Source organism: Rhodococcus sp. DMU1 (assembly GCF_012272955.1).
Classification (GTDB): domain Bacteria; phylum Actinomycetota; class Actinomycetes; order Mycobacteriales; family Mycobacteriaceae; genus Rhodococcus; species Rhodococcus aetherivorans.
Window position 1 is genome coordinate 5,184,880 of record NZ_CP050952.1, and the last position, 17,555, is coordinate 5,202,434.

16 protein-coding genes are annotated in these 17,555 nt (G+C 71.7%); 7 read left to right on the forward strand and 9 right to left on the reverse strand.

Annotation, left to right across the window (positions count from 1 at the left end; all coding sequences use genetic code 11):
* The first annotated feature begins 117 nt into the window (after window positions 1–117).
* Window positions 118–816: an SDR family oxidoreductase gene (locus HFP48_RS23610; protein WP_050035945.1), complete on the forward strand. Its 699-nt coding sequence runs from the start codon at window positions 118–120 to the stop codon at window positions 814–816.
* 128 nt (window positions 817–944) lie between these two features.
* Here the strand turns inward: HFP48_RS23610 and HFP48_RS23615 are convergent, their stop codons facing one another.
* Window positions 945–2,345 (reverse strand): AarF/UbiB family protein, encoded by a 1,401-nt coding sequence (locus tag HFP48_RS23615; protein WP_006947345.1) that lies wholly within the window; start codon window positions 2,343–2,345, stop codon window positions 945–947.
* A 168-nt stretch (window positions 2,346–2,513) separates the two neighbouring features.
* Here HFP48_RS23615 and HFP48_RS23620 point away from each other — a divergent pair, with 168 nt between their 5' ends.
* On the forward strand, window positions 2,514–3,509 hold the full coding sequence (locus HFP48_RS23620) for a sigma-70 family RNA polymerase sigma factor (protein ID WP_006947344.1): 996 nt from the start codon (window positions 2,514–2,516) through the stop codon (window positions 3,507–3,509).
* Between the two features lie 9 nt (window positions 3,510–3,518).
* Here the strand turns inward: HFP48_RS23620 and HFP48_RS23625 are convergent, their stop codons facing one another.
* Complete coding sequence (locus HFP48_RS23625; RefSeq protein WP_029546253.1) at window positions 3,519–3,971, reverse strand: VOC family protein; 453 nt, start codon at window positions 3,969–3,971, stop codon at window positions 3,519–3,521.
* A gap of 446 nt (window positions 3,972–4,417) precedes the next feature.
* Here HFP48_RS23625 and HFP48_RS23630 point away from each other — a divergent pair, with 446 nt between their 5' ends.
* From HFP48_RS23630 to HFP48_RS23640, 3 genes are all read left to right on the forward strand, one after another.
* Entirely contained in the window at window positions 4,418–5,386 is a 969-nt protein-coding gene (locus HFP48_RS23630) for a pirin family protein (RefSeq protein WP_006947342.1), read from the forward strand.
* Window positions 5,387–5,490: 104 nt separating this feature from the next.
* Entirely contained in the window at window positions 5,491–6,264 is a 774-nt protein-coding gene (locus HFP48_RS23635) for a pirin-like bicupin family protein (protein WP_161995806.1), read from the forward strand.
* Between the two features lie 80 nt (window positions 6,265–6,344).
* Window positions 6,345–7,268 carry a PaaI family thioesterase gene (locus HFP48_RS23640; RefSeq protein ID WP_043802756.1) on the forward strand — a complete coding sequence of 308 codons (924 nt, stop codon included), beginning with the start codon at window positions 6,345–6,347 and terminating at the stop codon, window positions 7,266–7,268.
* 114 nt (window positions 7,269–7,382) lie between these two features.
* Here the strand turns inward: HFP48_RS23640 and HFP48_RS31730 are convergent, their stop codons facing one another.
* The 3 genes from HFP48_RS31730 to HFP48_RS23655 form a co-directional block, all read right to left on the reverse strand.
* Window positions 7,383–7,676: a hypothetical protein gene (locus tag HFP48_RS31730; protein WP_037201177.1), complete on the reverse strand. Its 294-nt coding sequence runs from the start codon at window positions 7,674–7,676 to the stop codon at window positions 7,383–7,385.
* A gap of 193 nt (window positions 7,677–7,869) precedes the next feature.
* Window positions 7,870–9,078, reverse strand: a complete 1,209-nt coding sequence (locus HFP48_RS23650; RefSeq protein ID WP_029546261.1) for a serine hydrolase domain-containing protein — start codon at window positions 9,076–9,078, stop codon at window positions 7,870–7,872.
* Complete coding sequence (locus tag HFP48_RS23655) at window positions 9,075–10,472, reverse strand: wax ester/triacylglycerol synthase family O-acyltransferase (RefSeq protein ID WP_168580137.1); 1,398 nt, start codon at window positions 10,470–10,472, stop codon at window positions 9,075–9,077. The genes HFP48_RS23650 and HFP48_RS23655 overlap by 4 nt, the downstream gene beginning before the upstream one ends.
* Window positions 10,473–10,608: 136 nt before the next feature.
* Here HFP48_RS23655 and HFP48_RS23660 point away from each other — a divergent pair, with 136 nt between their 5' ends.
* Window positions 10,609–12,582, forward strand: a complete 1,974-nt coding sequence (locus HFP48_RS23660; protein ID WP_043802764.1) for a M13 family metallopeptidase — start codon at window positions 10,609–10,611, stop codon at window positions 12,580–12,582.
* A gap of 52 nt (window positions 12,583–12,634) precedes the next feature.
* Here the strand turns inward: HFP48_RS23660 and HFP48_RS23665 are convergent, their stop codons facing one another.
* The 4 genes from HFP48_RS23665 to HFP48_RS23680 all read right to left on the reverse strand — a co-directional run bounded on the left by HFP48_RS23665 (window position 12,635) and on the right by HFP48_RS23680 (window position 16,717).
* Window positions 12,635–13,369, reverse strand: a complete 735-nt coding sequence (locus tag HFP48_RS23665) for a M23 family metallopeptidase (RefSeq protein WP_006947325.1) — start codon at window positions 13,367–13,369, stop codon at window positions 12,635–12,637.
* Window positions 13,370–13,635: 266 nt separating this feature from the next.
* Window positions 13,636–14,790: a DUF418 domain-containing protein gene (locus HFP48_RS23670; protein WP_168580138.1), complete on the reverse strand. Its 1,155-nt coding sequence runs from the start codon at window positions 14,788–14,790 to the stop codon at window positions 13,636–13,638.
* Window positions 14,791–14,870: 80 nt separating this feature from the next.
* Entirely contained in the window at window positions 14,871–15,512 is a 642-nt protein-coding gene (locus HFP48_RS23675) for a response regulator transcription factor (protein WP_210432782.1), read from the reverse strand.
* Window positions 15,509–16,717 carry a histidine kinase gene (locus HFP48_RS23680; RefSeq protein WP_168580140.1) on the reverse strand — a complete coding sequence of 403 codons (1,209 nt, stop codon included), beginning with the start codon at window positions 16,715–16,717 and terminating at the stop codon, window positions 15,509–15,511. Before HFP48_RS23680 ends, HFP48_RS23675 begins: the two co-directional genes overlap by 4 nt.
* 107 nt (window positions 16,718–16,824) lie before the next feature.
* Between HFP48_RS23680 and HFP48_RS23685 the strand changes: the two genes are divergently transcribed.
* Entirely contained in the window at window positions 16,825–17,529 is a 705-nt protein-coding gene (locus HFP48_RS23685; RefSeq protein WP_168580141.1) for a GAP family protein, read from the forward strand.
* Window positions 17,530–17,555 lie beyond the last annotated feature (26 nt).

A 17,555-nucleotide genomic window follows, 5' to 3' on the forward strand; every position in this document is an offset into this window, starting at 1 on the left:
CCGCCGGGACGGTTGTCGATGTCCGGAACCGGCACGTGTGGCTCGGTATCGCGATGCGCGGGCACGTCCGACGCCTATCGTGGACGGGCATCCGTCCGCTCGGCCGAGAGGATTCCCATGACCGCGATCCGGACCGCGCTCGTCACCGGCGGCACCGGCGGGCTCGGTGCCGCCGTCACGACGCATCTGCTCGAGACCGGCTGGCGGGTCGTGGTCCCCTGGGTGGCTCGTACCGAACTCGGCCGGCTCGCGGACCATCCGAGTCTGCATCTCGTGGAGGCGGACCTGTCCGACGAGACGCAGCTGCGGCAGGCCGTCTCGCTCGCGGCGGCCGAGGAATCCGCGCCCCTGTTCGGTGTGGTGAATCTGGTGGGCGGGTTCACCTCGGGGCCGCGGGTGCACGAGACTCCGATCGAGGTCCTCGACGCCCAGCTGGATCTCAACGTGCGCACCGCCTACGCCGTGACCCGCGCGGCGCTGCCGCACCTGCTCGCGGGCAGCGGTGGGTCGGTGGTCTGCATGTCGACCGCGGCGACGAAGCGGCCGTTCGCCGGGGGCGCCGCCTACGTCGCGTCGAAGGCCGCCGTGACCGCACTGGTCGAGACCCTGGCCGTCGAGTACGCCACCGACGGCGTCCGGGTCAACGCGCTGCTGCCCGTCGTCATCGACACGCCCGCGAACCGGGCGGCGATGCCCGACGCGAACCGGCGCTCGTGGTCGCAGCCCGCCGAGATCGCGCGCGTGATCCGGTTCCTGCTCTCCGACGACGGCGCCGCCGTCACCGGGGCTTCGATACCCGTCACGCATGTGGGCTGACGCGCCCGGCGCACTCCGCACCCGTCGGGCCGCCCCGGCTCGAACCGAGCGAATGGACCATGCTGTCGACGTGAGGAGCTGAACGATACATTCGCTCGCCCCCGCGCCCCGCGCCCCGCGCGCCCGCGCTACGCGGGTAGCTCGAGCCCCTGCTCGCCGGCGCGGCGCGCCACCTCCTCCGGGAAGACGTTGCGCAGCAGGTACAGGTCCTGGCCGATGACCCAGCCGGGGGCGAGGGCGGTGGCGTAGCGCTCGAAGTAGCCGAGCTGCTTGCCGAACAGCACCAGTTCCTCCGGGCTGGCGATCCCCCATTGCTTGCCGAGCCGGATCAGCGCGACGATGAGTTCGCTGAGCCGGAGCTGTCCGAGGTCGCGGCCGAGGAGCGGAGCGAGGGCCTGCGCCACCTGCCGGCCGATCTCGGCGTCGTCGGCATCGAGTCCGCTGGTGTAGCCGAGTGCGCGGATGCCTTGCGCCACGCGGGCGAAGTCCCCGTCGATGGCGGTCGCGCGGAACAGGTCGCGCAGGATGGCGCGCCAGTGCTCGGGCAGCTCGCCGACGATTCCGAAGTCCAGGAAGGCGAGGCGGCCGTCGTCGAGCAGCCACAGGTTCCCGGCGTGCACGTCGCCGTGGAACGGCCCGTGCAGGACGACCGATTCGATCCATACCTTCACCCCGCGGCGGATGAGCAGGCGGGTGTCGATGCCGGCGTCGGCGGGCACGCGGTCCATGGGCACACCGCGAAGGCGTTCCATGCAGATCACGCGCGGCCCGCAGTAGTCCCAGTACACCTGCGGCGTGGTGACGGCCGTGTTGTCCCCGAACGCGCCGATGCACTCCCGGAACCGGCTCTGCCGGTCCGCCTCGACCGCACTGTTGAGTTCGGTCATCGTGGACGAGTGCAGGTCGCGGATGATGGCGGTGGCGTTCGCGATGCGGAAGAACTCGAAGGCCTGCAGCAGGCGCGCGCCGAGGTAGGCCGCACGCAGGTCGATGAGCATGCGGTGGGCGATGCCGGGCCGCTGCACCTTCACGACCGCCTCCCGCCCGTCGTGCAGCACGCACGCGTGCACCTGGCCGACGGACGCGGCGGCCAGCGGCAGGTCGTCGAACCGGGCGAACAGTTCGCCGACGGGATGCCCGAGGTCTTCCTCGATCACGGCGCGGGCCTGGTCCGCGGAGACGGGCGCGACGTCGTCCAGGCAGCGCAGGCACGCGTCGGCCAGCGGCTTGGGGAACACACCGGACGACGACGCCATGAGCTGGCCGAGCTTGACGAACGTGGGGCCGAGGATCTCGAATGCGTCGACGGTGCCCTCGGCGGCGGCGTCGGCCGGGCCGCGCCCGTCGGGTCGCAGCGGCCAGGCCAGCAGCTTCAGCAGCACGCTGACGACGAGCACCACGGCGACGACGACCGTGCGGCCGGCTTCGCGCAGACCGAAACGCTCGAGCGGGGGCATGTCGACGTGCAGGGCCGACGCGGGCGGTCCCCCGGCGTACGGGCCTGTCGGTCGTGGCGCGATGTCGGGCACGCGTCCCCCTCGTCCTTGCTGCCTGCCGGCGGGGCTGTCGGCCGGGGGCAGTTACTGGACGGTACCCGGAGTGCACAGATAGTTCGAGACCCTGTTTCCTGTCGGCCCCCAGGGCTACGCTCACGCTCGTAACTGCACTTCGGACCGACGGGCAGGCGGGGGCACACCATGACGGAGCAGGTTCTCGATTCGCAGGACGACTTTCTGACGCTCGCCGGTCCGTACCGGCGTGAGCTGCTGGCGCACTGTTACCGGATGAGTGGCTCGATCCACGACGCAGAGGACCTCGTGCAGGAGACGTACCTGCGCGCCTGGCGCGGCTACGCCAACTTCGGCGGCCGCTCGTCGCTGCGGACGTGGCTGCACCGCATCGCGACCAACGTGTGCCTGACCGCGCTGGAGGGCCGGTCGCGCCGGCCGCTGCCGACGGGGCTGGGGGCGCCGAGTTCGGATCCGGTCGACGACCTCGTCGAGCGCGGGGAAGTGCCGTGGCTCGAGCCGATTCCCGGCGGATCCCTCGGCGACGACGGTCGGCCGGACGACCCGACGGACCCGGCCGCGATCGTGACCTCGCGCGAGTCCATCCGTCTGGCGTTCGTGGCGGCGCTGCAGCATCTGTCGGCGCGGCAGCGGGCAGTGTTGCTGCTGAGGGACGTGCTGCAGTGGCGGGCGACGGAGGTGGCCACCGCGCTGGACACCTCGACGGCCGCCGTGAACAGCCTGCTCCAGCGGGCCCGCGCGCAGCTGCAGCAGGCGCAGGTGACGAAGGAGAATCTGGTCGAGCCGGAGAGCCCGGAGGCGCAGGCGCTGGTGCGGCGCTGGGTCGAGGGGTTCGAGAAGTACGACATCGATTCGATCGTCGAGATGCTCACCCAGGAGGCGGTCTGGGAGATGCCGCCGTTCGAGGGCTGGTACCGCGGTGCCGAGGCGATCGGGACCCTCATCCGGACGCATTGCCCGGCGAGCGGGCCGGGAGACCAGGTTCTGCTGCCGACGGTGGCGAACGGGCAGCCCGCCCTCGGCCTCTACATGAGAGGCGAGGACGGGCAGCACCATCCGTTTCAGCTGCAGGTGCTCGATGTCGTGGGCGACCGGGTAGTGCATGTGACGGTGTTCTTCGACACCGAGCTGTTCGCCCTGTTCGGGCTGCCCGAGCACCCCTGACGCCGGCCGCTACGTCTGCACGGACGTCTCGGCCTGGGGTCCCATCGCGGCGGCCGCGGCCTCGACGTCCATCCACATGACCTCCCAGACGTGCCCGTCGAGGTCGCGGAAGGCCCGGCCGTACATGAAGTCGGTCTTCATCTCCTCCGACCCGGCGGTGATCCAGTCGCTGCCACCGGCGGCGAGCGCGGCGTCGACGAGCCGGTCGACCTCGTCGCGGCTCTCGGCGGACACGCTCATGAGCACCTCACGGGCCGTGGCGGTGTCGCAGATGTCGCCGGTGATGAAATCGCGGAAGCGCGGCTCCTCGAGGAGCATCACGTAGGTCTGTTCGTTGATCTCGAGGCAGGCGGTGTTGGCGTCGCAGAACATCTCGTTGAAGGTGAAGCCGAGAGCGTCGAAGAACGTGCGGGTGGCGGCGACATCCTTGACGGCCAGGTTGGCGAAGAGCATGCGGGACATCTTCAACTCCTTGCGTGTGGGCGGGCGGACGGTACCTCGTGTGAGGGTGTCGAGCAGGTAGACCACCCGGCAGCGGGAAATTCATCGCCCGCCCGGGATCGCCGAAATCCCGGCGCAGAGCCGTGCGAGGAACTATGCTCTGCGGCCGGCGCTCAGCGCACCGAAGCGATGGACCATACCCCAGCGGGTATGTATCCTGGCTTCATCCGGCCGACGGAGACGATCGGCCGTCACAGACACCGCGTCCCACCTCCCTCCCCCCGTAGGCGGGACGTGGCGCCGGGCGTCACGCGCCCGGCGCGGACCCCCTGCCCTCCCCTCCCCTCGGGCAGGGGGTTTGCCGTTTCCGGACCGGCCGGCTCGCGCCCGTCGCACGGCAGGAACAAATCCCCCGGCCGGTCGGTTAGAGTAGTTGAACAGTCAACTACATGCCGAAGGAGCCCGCCATGCCCGCGGTGACCGTAGACAACATCCTCACCCTGCCCCGCATCCCGTCCCCCGCGCCCGACGCCCCCGCCCGTCCCGTCCTCGGCGTCCGTACCGCCCCCGTCGGATACGAGGGTGAGGGTTTCCCCGTGCGCCGGGCATTCGCAGGCATCGACCAGCGCTTCCTCGATCCGTTCATCCACATGGACCAGATGGGCGAGGTGCAGTACGCACCCGGTGAACCCAAGGGCACCCCGTGGCACCCGCACCGCGGCTTCGAGACCGTCACCTACATGATCGACGGGATCCTGGAGCACAAGGACTCCAACGGCGGCGGCGGCACCATCGGCGGCGGCGACACCCAGTGGATGACGGCGGGGTCGGGCATCCTGCACATCGAGGCCCCGCCGGAACATGTCGTGGCCAGCGGCGGCCTGTTCCACGGCGTGCAGTTGTGGGTGAACCTGCCCCGGGACAACAAGATGGCGCAGCCCCGATACCAGGACATCTCCGGCAGCCAGGTGGCCCTGGCCTCCTCCCCCGACGGCGGCGCCCTCGTCCGCGTCGTCGCCGGCGAGATCGGCGGGGTGCGCGGCCCCGGCGTCACCCACACCCCGATCGCCCTCGCCCACCTGACCGTCGCGCCCGGCGCCTCGGTGACCCTGCCGTGGCGCCGGGAGTACAACGCGCTCGGTTACGTGCTCGCCGGGGACGGCACCGTCGGCGCGGAGCGCGCACCGATCCGGGCGGGACAGACCGCCGTGTTCGGACCCAACGGCGACAGCGTCACGTTCACCGCCGCCGCCACCCAGGACTCGCGCACCGCGTCGCTCGAGGTATTCCTGCTCGGCGGGCGGCCGATCCGCGAGCCCGTGGCGATGTACGGGCCGTTCGTGATGAACACCAAGGCCGAGATCATCCAGGCGTTCGAGGACTTCCAGGCCGGCCGGCTCGGGACCGTCCCGGCCGAACACGAGCAGTTGCCGTAACGCGCGCCGGGACCGGGGCGCGCATCCGAAAGCTGCGCGGCCCGGCCCGTCCGCGCCCCGTTCCGCTCCGTACCCTGAACCGCGATACCTTTCGAGGAGACACCATGACCGACGCCCCGACCATCGACATCCGGCGCGCCGAGGACCGGCTGACGACGAAGATCTCCTGGCTCGATTCGAAGCACTCGTTCTCCTTCGGGCACCACTACGACCCGGACAACACCCACCACGGGCTGCTGCTGGTCAGCAACGACGACACCGTCCTGCCGGGCCAGGGCTTCGACACGCATCCGCACCGCGACATGGAGATCGTGACCTGGGTGCTGCGCGGCAGCCTCGTGCACCAGGACTCGATCGGGCACTCCGGCGTCATCTACCCCGGCCTGGCGCAACGGATGAGCGCCGGGACGGGCATCCTGCACTCGGAGAAGAACGACTCCTGGCGACTGCCCGGCGTCACGGGGCTGCACGCCGGGGAGCACGCCGAACCGGTGCGCTTCATCCAGATGTGGGTGGTCCCGGACGAGTCGGGCATCACCCCCGGCTACGAACAGCTCGAGATCGACGACGAGCTGATGCGCGGCGGACTGGTGCCCGTCGCGACCGGGATCCCCGAGCACCGCGACCACGCCGCCATCCGCATCCACAACAGGTACGCCGGGCTGTCGGTCGCCCGGCTGCAGCCGGGCCGGACGGTCGCCCTACCCGATGCGCCGTACCTGCACGTGTTCGTCGCCCAGGGCACGGCCGAGCTCGAGGGCGCCGGCACCCTGCGGGAGGGTGACGCCGTGCGACTGACCGGGTCCGGCGGACAGCGGATCCACACCGACACGGCCGCGGAGATCCTCGTGTGGGAGATGCACGCGCATCTCGGCTGACCGGGGTGGGCGGGACGCCCCGGTCCCGGCCTCGGTACGGTGACCGAGCGAACCCTCGCTCCGTCCCTCCCGATCCCAGGATGCCTCCCGTGACCGTCACCGCCCCCGAAACCGATCGCCTCAACGCCTTCATGGGTATCGACACCGTGACCGGGGAGCCCCGAACGGTGGCGTTCCGCCAACCGCTCGGCAACCGGTTTCTCGACCACCGCGGCCGCACCACCGTCGGGTCCGTCGGTGTGCTCACCGACGTCGTGCTCGGCGCCGCCCCGCACCTCGTGTGGCGGGGCCAGGGCCGCGACACCCGGTCCGTACTCACCCAACTCAGTGCGTCGACCGCGAATCCGATTTCCGCCCAGGGGAATCTGCACGGTACCGGCCGCGCCGTCCACGTGGACGAGGACACGGCACTGAGCACCGCGCAGATCCGCGACGACGCAGGCGATCTGGTGATCCAGCTGACGGGGCGGTCCATGGTCGTGAATCGTCCCGCCGTGTTCGACGCAGACTCGTTCGCGGACGCGTCCGGTCTGTCCCGGCCCACCCCCGAACCCTGGACGGATCCGGCGGAGCTCACCGACCGCCCCGGGCTCGACGTAGTCTCCGGCATCGCCGCCGGCACGGTGGCCCGCGGACCGCTCGCGGGACTACTCGGCCTCCGCCTGCAGACCGTCGAGAAGGGCCACGTCACCGCGGTGGTGCCGCCGGTGGAGTGGATGGCCAATCCCATGGGGGCGGTGCAGGGCGGGGTGCTGGTCTCCGTCGCCGACGCCGTCGCCGAACTGGCGGCCCAGACCCTCACCGCCGCCGGCCGGCAGTACCGGCTGCTGAACCTGACCCTCGACTACCTGCGCTCACCCGAGGCGCCGGGGCCCGACATGCTCGTCGAGGCGAAGGTCACCCGTGCGGGCCGGCGACTCGCCTCGATCGACACGCACCTCACCGCACCGGACGGCGCGGTCCTGGTGCGGGCCCACGCGAGCGTGCACATGGGTTCGCTCTGAAGGTGTCGGCTTCCGACCGCGCTCGATCAACTCGCCGAGCGGCGGGCGGAGACGACCCTCGTCCGGCCCCCGGGCTCGGACCGTCGCATCAGGGGCGGGCGCAGGTCGTACCGGTCAGTGGTCGTCGTAGTGCCCGTCGTGCGCGGCGTGCCGGTGCCCGTCGTGGATGTAGTCCAGGTGATCCCCGTGCGGGACGGCCACGTGCCCGCAGCCTTCACCGTGGACGTGGTCGTGTCCTTCGTGGGCCACATGCTCGGCGGGTTCACACTCGTCGACGTGTCCGTCGTGGACTCGGTGCAGATGCCCGTCGTGCACATAGTCGACGTGGTCGCCGTGTGGCACGGCCACGTGCCCGCAGCCCTCGCCGTGGGCGTGTTCGTGGCCTGCATGTTCTCGGTGGGTGGTCATCGCCGCGCTCCTCGGACAGACGAAACCGTTTCGCGCTTCCCAGTCTCCCACCGTCATCCGTGGTTCGGAACAGAGCCGCCGGTGATCCTGCTGTTCGTGGTCGAGGCGGTCACCGGGCGCCGCGTGCACCACTGACAGGTCCCGGGTCGGCACGGGGTGCGGGCTCCTCGGCAGGCCGTCAGGTAGCCCGCCGTCAGGCCGCCTGCCGGGCGACGACGACACCCGCGGCGCCGAGGCGCGGGAACCGCATGTCCGAGATGGGGGTGACGCTCCCGAGGCGGTTGGTGACGAAGGCGATCGACAGGCCGGTTTCCGGATCGGCGAACGCGCCGGAGCCGCCGAAGCCGAAGTGGCCGATCGACTGCAGCGGCTGCTCGCGCAGGGCGACCCAGCCCGGGTGGTAGCCCAGCCGCCAGTTCGGGCGGATACCGAGCACGTAGTCGCGGCGACGGGTCTGCACCTCCAGGACCTGTTCGAGGGTCTCCTCCTTCAGCAGCCGCGCCCCGCCGAGTTCGCCGGCGTTCGCGAGGGCCCCGTACATCCGGGCCAGCGCGCGAGCGGTGAACACCCCGTTCCACCCCGGCATCACCGCGTCGTGCGCCGCGGGGCTGCGGGCCAGCTCGTCGAAGCCTTCGGCCATGCCCGCTTCGGCGACGCCACGCAACCCGGGCAGCCGCGACAGCACGGTGCCGGTGACCGCCCACGGCGCGGGGGTCGGATTCAGCCGGGGAAACACCCGGGCGATGCGGTGCCGCTCTTCCTGCGGCACGTGGAACCAGAACTCGCGCAGACCGAGTGGGCCGGCGATCTCCTGCTCGATCAGCTCGGTGAAGGACAGGCCGGTCACCCGGATGGCGATCTCGGCGACGAGGTTGCCGTAGGTGACGGCGTGATAGCCGGGGCCGGCGAGCCGGCGCGGGTCCGGCGCGGCTGCCGCGAGGGCGGCCGCCACCGCGTCGGAGTCGAGCAGCCCGAAGCGTCCCGGCACGAGGCCGCGCGCGCGGTGCAGGCCGGCGCGGTGCGACATCAGTTCCCGGACGGTGATGGATTCCTTCCCGGCGGCCCCGAATTCGGGCCAGTACGCCGCGACCGGTTCGTCGTAGTCGACCAGCCCGCGCTCGGCGAGCCGGTGCAGCACGGTGCTCGCGACGCCCTTGCCGGTGGAGAACGACAGCGCCACCGTGTCGTGGGTCCAGCGCTTGTCCCGGGACGCCCAGCCCGCCCAGATGTCGAGCACCGGTTCGCCGTGCAGGTACGCGGCCAGCGCCCCGCCGCCCTGCCGGGTGTCGCGGAACATCTTGAAGAACCGGTCGGCAACCGGCAGGAAGCGAGGGTCGACGATCATCTCCGTCCGGGGGTGCTCGCCGTCCACCCGCCTGGTCGCTCCGGTGTCGGAACTCATGGCGCCACTCCTACCGCGGCCTCCAGTTGTGACAGAGACCGCTCTGTCAGAGGTATCAACGCTTCGATGTCCGGTATTACTTCCCAACCGGCCACATATCCGAAGCCGACTCGGTCGGCATACGAGCACACCGTGACGTTGAGAGCCATCCCGTCGTACACGATCGACACGGGGTAGATCTCCTCGAGGTGGGCGCCGTTCCAGTACAGCTCGGTGCGCGGGCCGGGCACGTTGGAGATCGGGAGGTTGTAGCCGGGCCGCACCCTCGGGTCGAACGGGAGCATCGGGACCAGAATGGTCGGCAGGATGCTCGGAGCTGCCACCAGCAGCGACGGCACCGGCCCCAGCGATGCGACGCGCTCCTTGGCCACCTGCATCGACCGGTGGATCAGGCCCAGCCGGTCGGCCGGATCGGCGAGGTCGGTGCCCAGGGTGCACACCGCGGTTCCGAACGCATTGCCCGCCGTCCCGCCGTCCTGCCGCCCGCGTACCGAGACCGGGCAGATCGCCACCAGGGAGTCACCGGGCAGTTCGTCGTGCTCGGCGAACCACGAGCGCAACGCCCCGGCCACAACGGCCGTGACGACGTCGTTGCCGGTCACCCCCGCCGCGTGCTGGATCGCGCGCAGCCGCGCCTTCGGCCAGCCGGCGGCCGCGAAGCTGCGGCCGGCTCCGAGAGGGCCGTTGAGCCGGGTGCGGGGCGCCGCGAACGGCAGCACGGTGGTGTCGGTGGTCAGGCCCTGCACCGTGGAGCGGACCTGCCCTTCGACGGTCCGACGGACCAGGCCCATCCCGGAGGCGACCGTCCCGACGGCCGAGCGGGCCAGGGCGAGCGGGGTGGGAAGCCCACCGTGCGCGGACCCGGGCCGGTCCCGCCCGCCGGTGGCGAAGAACGGGGACATCGATCGACGATCGGGGTCCGGCGACATCGACTCCTCGATCATCCGCAGGCCCGCGATCCCGTCGAGGACCGCATGGTGGACCTTGATGTAGAGCGCGTACCGGCCGTCGGGAAGGCCGTCGACGAGGTGTGCCTCCCACATCGGGCGGGAGCGGTCGAGGGGCTCGGCATGCAACGCGCCCACCAGCTGCCACAACTCCTCCCGTCCGGCGCCCGGCGGCAGCGACGCCCGCCGCACGTGGTAGCTCAGGTCGATGTCGTCCACGTCGCGCCAGGCCCACCACCCGCCGGTGTCCACTCCCCGGTGCGCCCGGCGCCGCAGCACCGGATCCACCTCGCCGCCCCGGCCGAGGGCGTCCCGGTACGCGTCGTCGACGAACCGCGGGCCGGCATCCTCGGGCGGGTCGAGGATCAGCACCACCGCGACGTGCATGGGGTTGGCCAGCAGCTCCGCCGTCATGAGAACGGCGTCGATCGGGTCCATCAGACCCACATGCTCACCCCGCTTCCACGTGTCTGTGAGGCTTCGGTCACGGTAACTCGAGCGGGACGCGTCGCGGGCCGGGACGGCCGGTCGCACACGCGCAGGCCCGTGCCGGGTGCGGAGAATGGGTGTAAGGATGGACGACATGACCATCGTGGAGCATTCCCGGGCTCGGCACTCGGGCATCGACCTGACCCACCTCGACGAGAGCACCCGAGCGCAGGACGATCTGTTCGAGCACGTCAACGGGCGCTGGCTCGCCGAACACGAGATCCCCGCCGACCGGGCCCTCGACGGCGCGTTCCGCACGCTGTTCGACAAGGCCGAGGTCGACGTCCGCACCCTCATCGAGGAGGCGGCCGCGTCCTCGGCCGAGCGGGGCACCGACGCACAGCGCATCGGCGACCTGTACGCGAGCTTCCTGAACACCGAGGCCGTGGAGGCGGCGGGGCTGAGCCCGATCGCCGGCGAGCTGGCCGCCGTGGCGGACGCCGCGGACCGGGCCGAGCTCGCGGCCGTGCTCGGGCGGCTGCAACGCGTCGGGGTCGGCGGCGCCGTCGCGCACTACGTCGACACCGACGCGAAGAACTCGTCGCGCTATCTGATGCACACGACGCAGTCCGGCCTCGGCCTGCCCGACGAGTCGTACTACCGCGAGGACGGCCACGCCGAGATCCGGGCGCAGTACGTCGCGCACATCGGGCGCATGTTCGAGCTGGCGGGCATCGGGCACGACCCGCAGCGGGTCCTCGACCTCGAAACCCGGCTGGCGGCCGGGCACTGGGACGTGGTCAAGCGGCGCGACGCCGACCTGTCCTACAACCTGGTGACATTCGAGGCACTGACCTCCGATCGGCCCGGCTTCGACTGGCGCGGCTGGATCGACGCGCTCGGCGCCACCGAGGAGCAGTGGGCCGAGATCGTGGTCCGCCAGCCGGACTTCCTCGACACGTTCGCGCGGCTGTGGGCCGACGCGCCCCTCGAGGACTGGAAGGCTTGGGCCACCTGGCGGGTCCTGCACGCCCGCGCGCCGTACCTCACCGAGGCGCTCGTCGCCGAGAACTTCGCGTTCTACGGCCGCACCCTGACCGGCGCGCAGGAGATCCGCGACCGGTGGAAGCGCGGCGTGGCGCTCGTACAGGACCTGCTCGGCGAGGCCGTCGGCAAGCTGTATGTGGAACGGCACTTCCCGGCCGAGGCCAAGGCCCGCATGCAGCACCTCGTCGCCAACCTGCAGGAGGCGTACCGGCGCAGCATCGCCGATCTGGAGTGGATGAGCCCGCAGACCCGCGAGGCGGCGCTGCGCAAGCTGGAGAAGTTCACCCCCAAGATCGGCTACCCGGACAAGTGGCGGGACTACTCGGCCGTGACGATCGACGCGGGCGATCTGGTCGGCAACTACCGCAGCGGCTACGCCGCCGAGTACGACCGCGACCTGGCCAAGCTCGGTGGGCCGGTGGACCGCGACGAGTGGTTCATGACGCCGCAGACCGTCAACGCCTACTACAACCCGGGTATGAACGAGATCGTGTTCCCTGCCGCGATCCTGCAACCGCCGTTCTTCGACCTGCACGCCGACGACGCCGCCAACTACGGCGGGATCGGCGCCGTCATCGGCCACGAGATCGGGCACGGCTTCGACGATCAGGGCGCCAAGTACGACGGCGACGGCAATCTCGAGAACTGGTGGACCGACGACGATCGCACCGAGTTCGGCAAGCGCACCGCGGCGCTGATCGCGCAGTACGACGAGTTCGAGCCGAAGGCGCTCGCCGGCCATCGCGTCAACGGCAGCTTCACCATCGGCGAGAACATCGGCGACCTCGGCGGGCTGTCCATCGCGCTGAAGGCGTACGAGATCGCACTCGACGGCGCCGAGGCGCCCGTGATCGACGGCCTCACGGGCCTGCAGCGGGTGTTCTTCGGCTGGGCGCAGGTGTGGCGGACCAAGGTCCGCGACGAGGAGGCGCTGCGCCGGCTAGCCGTGGACCCGCACTCGCCGCCGGAGTTCCGCTGCAACGGGGTGGTACGCAACATCGACGCCTTCTACGAGGCGTTCGACGTGCGTCCCGGCGATGCGCTGTATCTCGCGCAGGAGGAGCGCGTGCGGATCTGGTGAGCCGGACGCCGGTGCGCCGCGCCCCCCGACGGGGCGGCGTACCGGCGCCCGACTAGGAGCGCGAGGCCTGAGGTACCGAGATCCCGCGCGAGCCGAACCAGGCCATCGGGTCCATCTTGGCGCCGCCCGGCTGCCACACCTCGAAGTGCAGGTGCGGCCCGGTGGACTGGCCTCGGTTGCCCATCGTGGCGATCACGTCGCCCGCCCGCACCTGCTGGCCGACGGACACGAGCGACTCGTTGATGTGCCCATAGACGCCGATGGTGCCGTCGTCCTGCTGGATGCGAACCCACAGCCCGAAGCCGGAGGCGGGACCGGATTCGATCACGGTGCCGTCGGTGACCGACTTGATCGGCGTGCCGATGGCGTTGGCGATGTCGATGCCGTTGTGCGCCGTGCCCCAGCGGGGCCCGAAGCCGGAGGTCAGCGCCCCGACGGTCGGGAAGACGGCGCTCGGGCGGCTCGCGAGTTCCCGTGCGATCCGCTCGGACTCCTGCTGGGCGAGGCGTTCGGCCTCCTGCTGGGCGAGGCGCTCCGCCTCGCGCTGGCGCTCCGCGGCCTCCGCGGCGAGGCGCGCGGCCTCCCGCTCGGCGGCGCGCTGCAGCTGGTCGACGTACCGGTCGGTGCCGGCGTCCGGAAGCTGCAGCACCTGGGGTGCCGTCGAGAGTCCGACCGTCGGCTGCTGCCGCTCGGGGGCGGCCTCGGCTCGGGGTTGCCCGGGCGCCGCCTGGGCCGCGGCGCTGCCGGCCGCGAGCACGGCGCCGACCGCCAGGGGGATGGTCAGCAACCGGCGCGCGGGCCCGGTCCGGGTCGAGCGCCGGTGGGCCCCACGCCGGGGCGCCACGGCTTCGGAAGCTTCGCTGGAGTTGTCACCATCGTGGCGGGCGTACGGGGCCAATCTGCTGTCCTCGACGTTCGAGCGGTCCGTTTAATAACGGATTGATCACGGTCGAGTCACAGATTAGCGCATAGCTCCGCCGGTGGGTAGCCGCTCCCAGCGGACCGAATGTCACAGGCGTTCCGCTCCGCGATCCAAATGTGACATTCGGCCCACTAGGAAGGGGTCGCCGGCTCGCGCACCAGCCGCTGGTACGAGACCCGCCACAACCACTCGACCGGCCCCTGCCGATACCGCCGCAGCCACCAGCTCGCCGTGACGACCAGCACCGCACACACCAGCAGGTACACCGCGACGGTGAACGGCACCCGCAGCGACGGATCAACTCTCGCCGCCAGCCCGAGGCCCCAGCCGTAGCACAGCGCAGAGGCGAGAACGTTCTGCGCGACGTAGCAGCTCAACGCGGTCCGGCCGATGCGTTCCAGCCCGGTCCCGACCACCCCCGCCCGCCGCGGCGTCACGTGGAACTGCGCGATCCAGGCGAGCAGGCCGACCGCGACGAACGGGGCCACGCCGTAGCGGGCGACCAGCACACCGGCCTCACCGCCGCACAATCCCACGACCGCGTCGACCGGGGCGGCGACCGCCCCGAGCAGCATCAGCTTCCGCCGCAGCACCCGGCTGCCCGGATCGAAGATTCCCGCCTCGTACAGCGCGGCACCGGCGAGGAACATCGCGATCGTCATCGGGATCACGAAGATCACCTCGGCCCGGAACGCGCCGACGTTCTCGGCCCGGAACACCACCAGATCCCACCAGCTGCCGGTGGCGAACACGTCGGTGGCCGGGGCGGTGGGCGCCCCGGAATCCGGCTCGGCCGCGATCGCCGCCACCAGCGCGGTGAGCAGCAGCACGTGCACGGCGGACGCGGCGACGGCCACCCACAGCCGCGCCCGTGCCGATGCGACGACGAGACCGCACACGAGCATCGACACCAGTGCGTAACCCATGAGGATGTCGAATTCGGCGACGAGCAGGTAGTGCAGCGCGCCGTCGAGCAACAGCAGCGCGGCACGCACCCGGTACCCGCCCGGCCACGGCCGTCCCGCCCGTCGCGCCGACGCCGCCTGGATCGCCAGACCGATCCCGAACATCAAGGTCAGCAACCCCAGGAACTTGCCCTGGGCGAGTGGCATGAGGATCCGCTGGGGCCACGGCTCGGAACCGAGCGTGTTCAGGTAGCCGACGATGCCGGCCGGGTCGGTCAAGATCCAGATGTTCGTGCCGAGCGTGCCCAGAATGGCGATGCCGCGCGCGACGTCGAGCGCAACGATGCGCCCGGGCCGGGTCGTCGTCTCGGTTGCAGTCATGACTTCGACCCTGACGCGAGGCGGTCGCCGGCGCGTCGGCCACCCGACGGACCGGGTGTCCTCCTTCCGGAGGAGGCGACCTACCTGCCCGCGATCTGCCGGGCGACGAACGCGGCGTGCAACCGCGAATCCACCCCCAGCTTCGCCAGGACCCGGGAGACGTGGGTCTTGACGGTGGTGGCGCCGATGTTCAGGCGCTCGGCGATCTGCTGGTTCGCCAGGCCCTCACCGAGGCAGTCGAGCACCTCGCGTTCCCGGTCCGTGAGCAGGTCCACGCCGGTCGGCGGCGGCACCGGTTCGGCGGCGCCGGTGGCCAGGCCCGCGATGACGGTGCGGGTCACCTGCGGGGACAGCACGCCGTCGCCGTGGGCCACCCGCCGGATACCGTCGGTCAGTTCCTGCGCGGAGGCCGACTTCAGCAGGAAGCCCCCGGCGCCGGCGCGCAGCGCACCCAGGACGTACTCGTCGACGTCGAAGGTCGTGAGGACGAGCACCTGGGTATCGCTCGTCTCGCGGATCCGGCGGGTGGCCTCGATGCCGTCGGTGCCCGGCATGCGGATGTCCATGAGCACCACGTCCGGCCGCAGCGCCCGCACCTGACGCACGGCGACGTCGCCGTCGGCGGCCTCGCCGACCACCTCGAGATCGGAGGTCGCGGACAGGATCATCGCCAGCCCCGCGCGGATGGCGCCGTGGTCGTCGGCGAGCAGCACCCGGATCACGACGGCGCTCCCGGGCGCAGCGGCAGCGACGCCCCCACGACCCACGCCCCGTCGGACGGACCCGCACGGAACCGGCCGCCGAGAAGCTCGGTGCGTTCCCGCATGCTCGCCAGGCCCCGGCCGCCCGACGGCGTGCGCGGCGCGGCAACCGTCCCGTCGGGGAGCGGGTTGCGCACGGTCACCTCCAACCGGTCGCCGCGCGCGTCCAGCGACAGCTCGACGGGGACGCCGGGCGCGTGCTTGGCGGCGTTGGTCAGGGCCTCCTGGACGATGCGATAGGCGGCGTGGTCGACGGCGACGGGCAGCTGCCGCCCCGGACCCGACCGGCGGACGTGGACGACGGTGCCCCCGGCGTGGGCCGAGTCGACGAGCTTGCCGAGGTGGGCCAGCCGCCCGGGCGCGGTCGTCTCGCCGAGGACGGGCCGGTCCCGCAGTAGTCCGATCATCTCCCGCATCTCCTCGAGCGCGTCGACGCTGTTGCTCCGCACCGATTCGAGCACGGCGTGCAGCGCCTCCATCCGGCGGGCCGTCGGCGACGACGCATCGCGGGAGAGGCCCAGCGCGGCCTCGGACTGGATCGCGATCGCCGACAGGTGCCCGGCGACGACGTCGTGCAGATCGCGGGCCATGCGGTTGCGCTCGGCCGCCACGGCGGCCCGCCGGTCGAGTTCGGCGATCGTGGTGACGGCCTCGGCGCGGGCGCGTTCGGCGTCGGCGACGTCCTTGTGCAACCGGACCGCACGCCCCCACCACAGCGGAGTGCCGACGAACGCGGACAGCGCAATCGCCGTGAGCACCAGCAGCTGCCAGTTCCCGGTGACGACGTAGACGACCCCGAAAGAGGCCGCGGAGAGTGCGGAGGCGAGGCCGAGCAGCGCCCGTGCCTGCCGCTCGGTGCCGTAGCGGACGCCGGCGTAGAGCAGGTCGGAGTAGACGAGCCACACGGGCAGGGACGGCCCGAGCAGGAGGTCGATGCCCAGCGGCACCGCACCGAGCACGAGCGCCGCCACCGGCCGCCGCGCCCGGAGCACCGCTGCGCCGCACACGGCCGCCAGCAGGCCGATACGCAAGGCCGCCGGAGCCTCCACCCTGACGGGGGCGAGTTCGTACAGACCTGCGGACAGCAACAGCAGCCCGAGCAGGAACTCGGCCACCGCGATACACCAGCCCTGCGCGGTGACGGAGAGAGACGACCAACGCGGCACCCGTTCATCACAGCACAGCGGCGCGGCCGGTTCGTCCTCCCGACGGAGGACCCCGCCTCGTTCCGAAGACCGACGACACGCGTGCGGTGACCGCCGAGCATCGAGCCATGGACCTCGCTCTCCTGGGCACGCTTGCGGTGCTTGCGCTCGTGGACAGCACCAGTCTCGGCACCCTCGTCGTGCCGCTGTGGTTGCTCACCGTGCCGGGCCAGCCCCCCGTACGCCGCCTGCTGGTGTACCTGCTGTCGATCGCCGCGTTCTACTTCGTCGTCGGACTCGTGCTGATGTCCGCGGGCCGGAGCGGCGCCGCGGCGCTCGCGCGGTGGAGCGACACGACGGCGTGGAACTGGGCGCAACTCTCGGTGGGCGCGGCTCTGTTCGCGGTGAGCTGGCGATTCGACTCGGGGAAGGCGCGGGTTGGGGGCCGCGGGAGCCGGCTGCGGCACTGGCGCTCCCGGGCCCTCGAGCGGCAACGGACGGCGTCCGGTGTGGCAGTGCTCGCGCTCGGTGCCGGGACCGTCGAGGTCGCCACGATGCTGCCGTACCTGGCAGCGATCGGGACGATCGTGGCGACGGGACTGCCGGCCGCCACCGGCGCCGGCCTGCTCGCCGGGTACTGCGCGGTGATGGTGCTGCCGGCCCTGCTGCTGGTGGTGGGCCGGCTCGTCGTGCACCGGCGGATCGAGCCGCTGCTGCGACGTCTCGACGAGTTCACCGCCCGGCACGCCGACTCGGCGCTGGGATGGGTGCTGGGTATCGCCGGGTTCCTGATCGCGCGGGATGCGGCGGCGGCCCTGTTCTTCGCGGACTGAGGAGGTCTCCGGGCCGGATCTCCTGC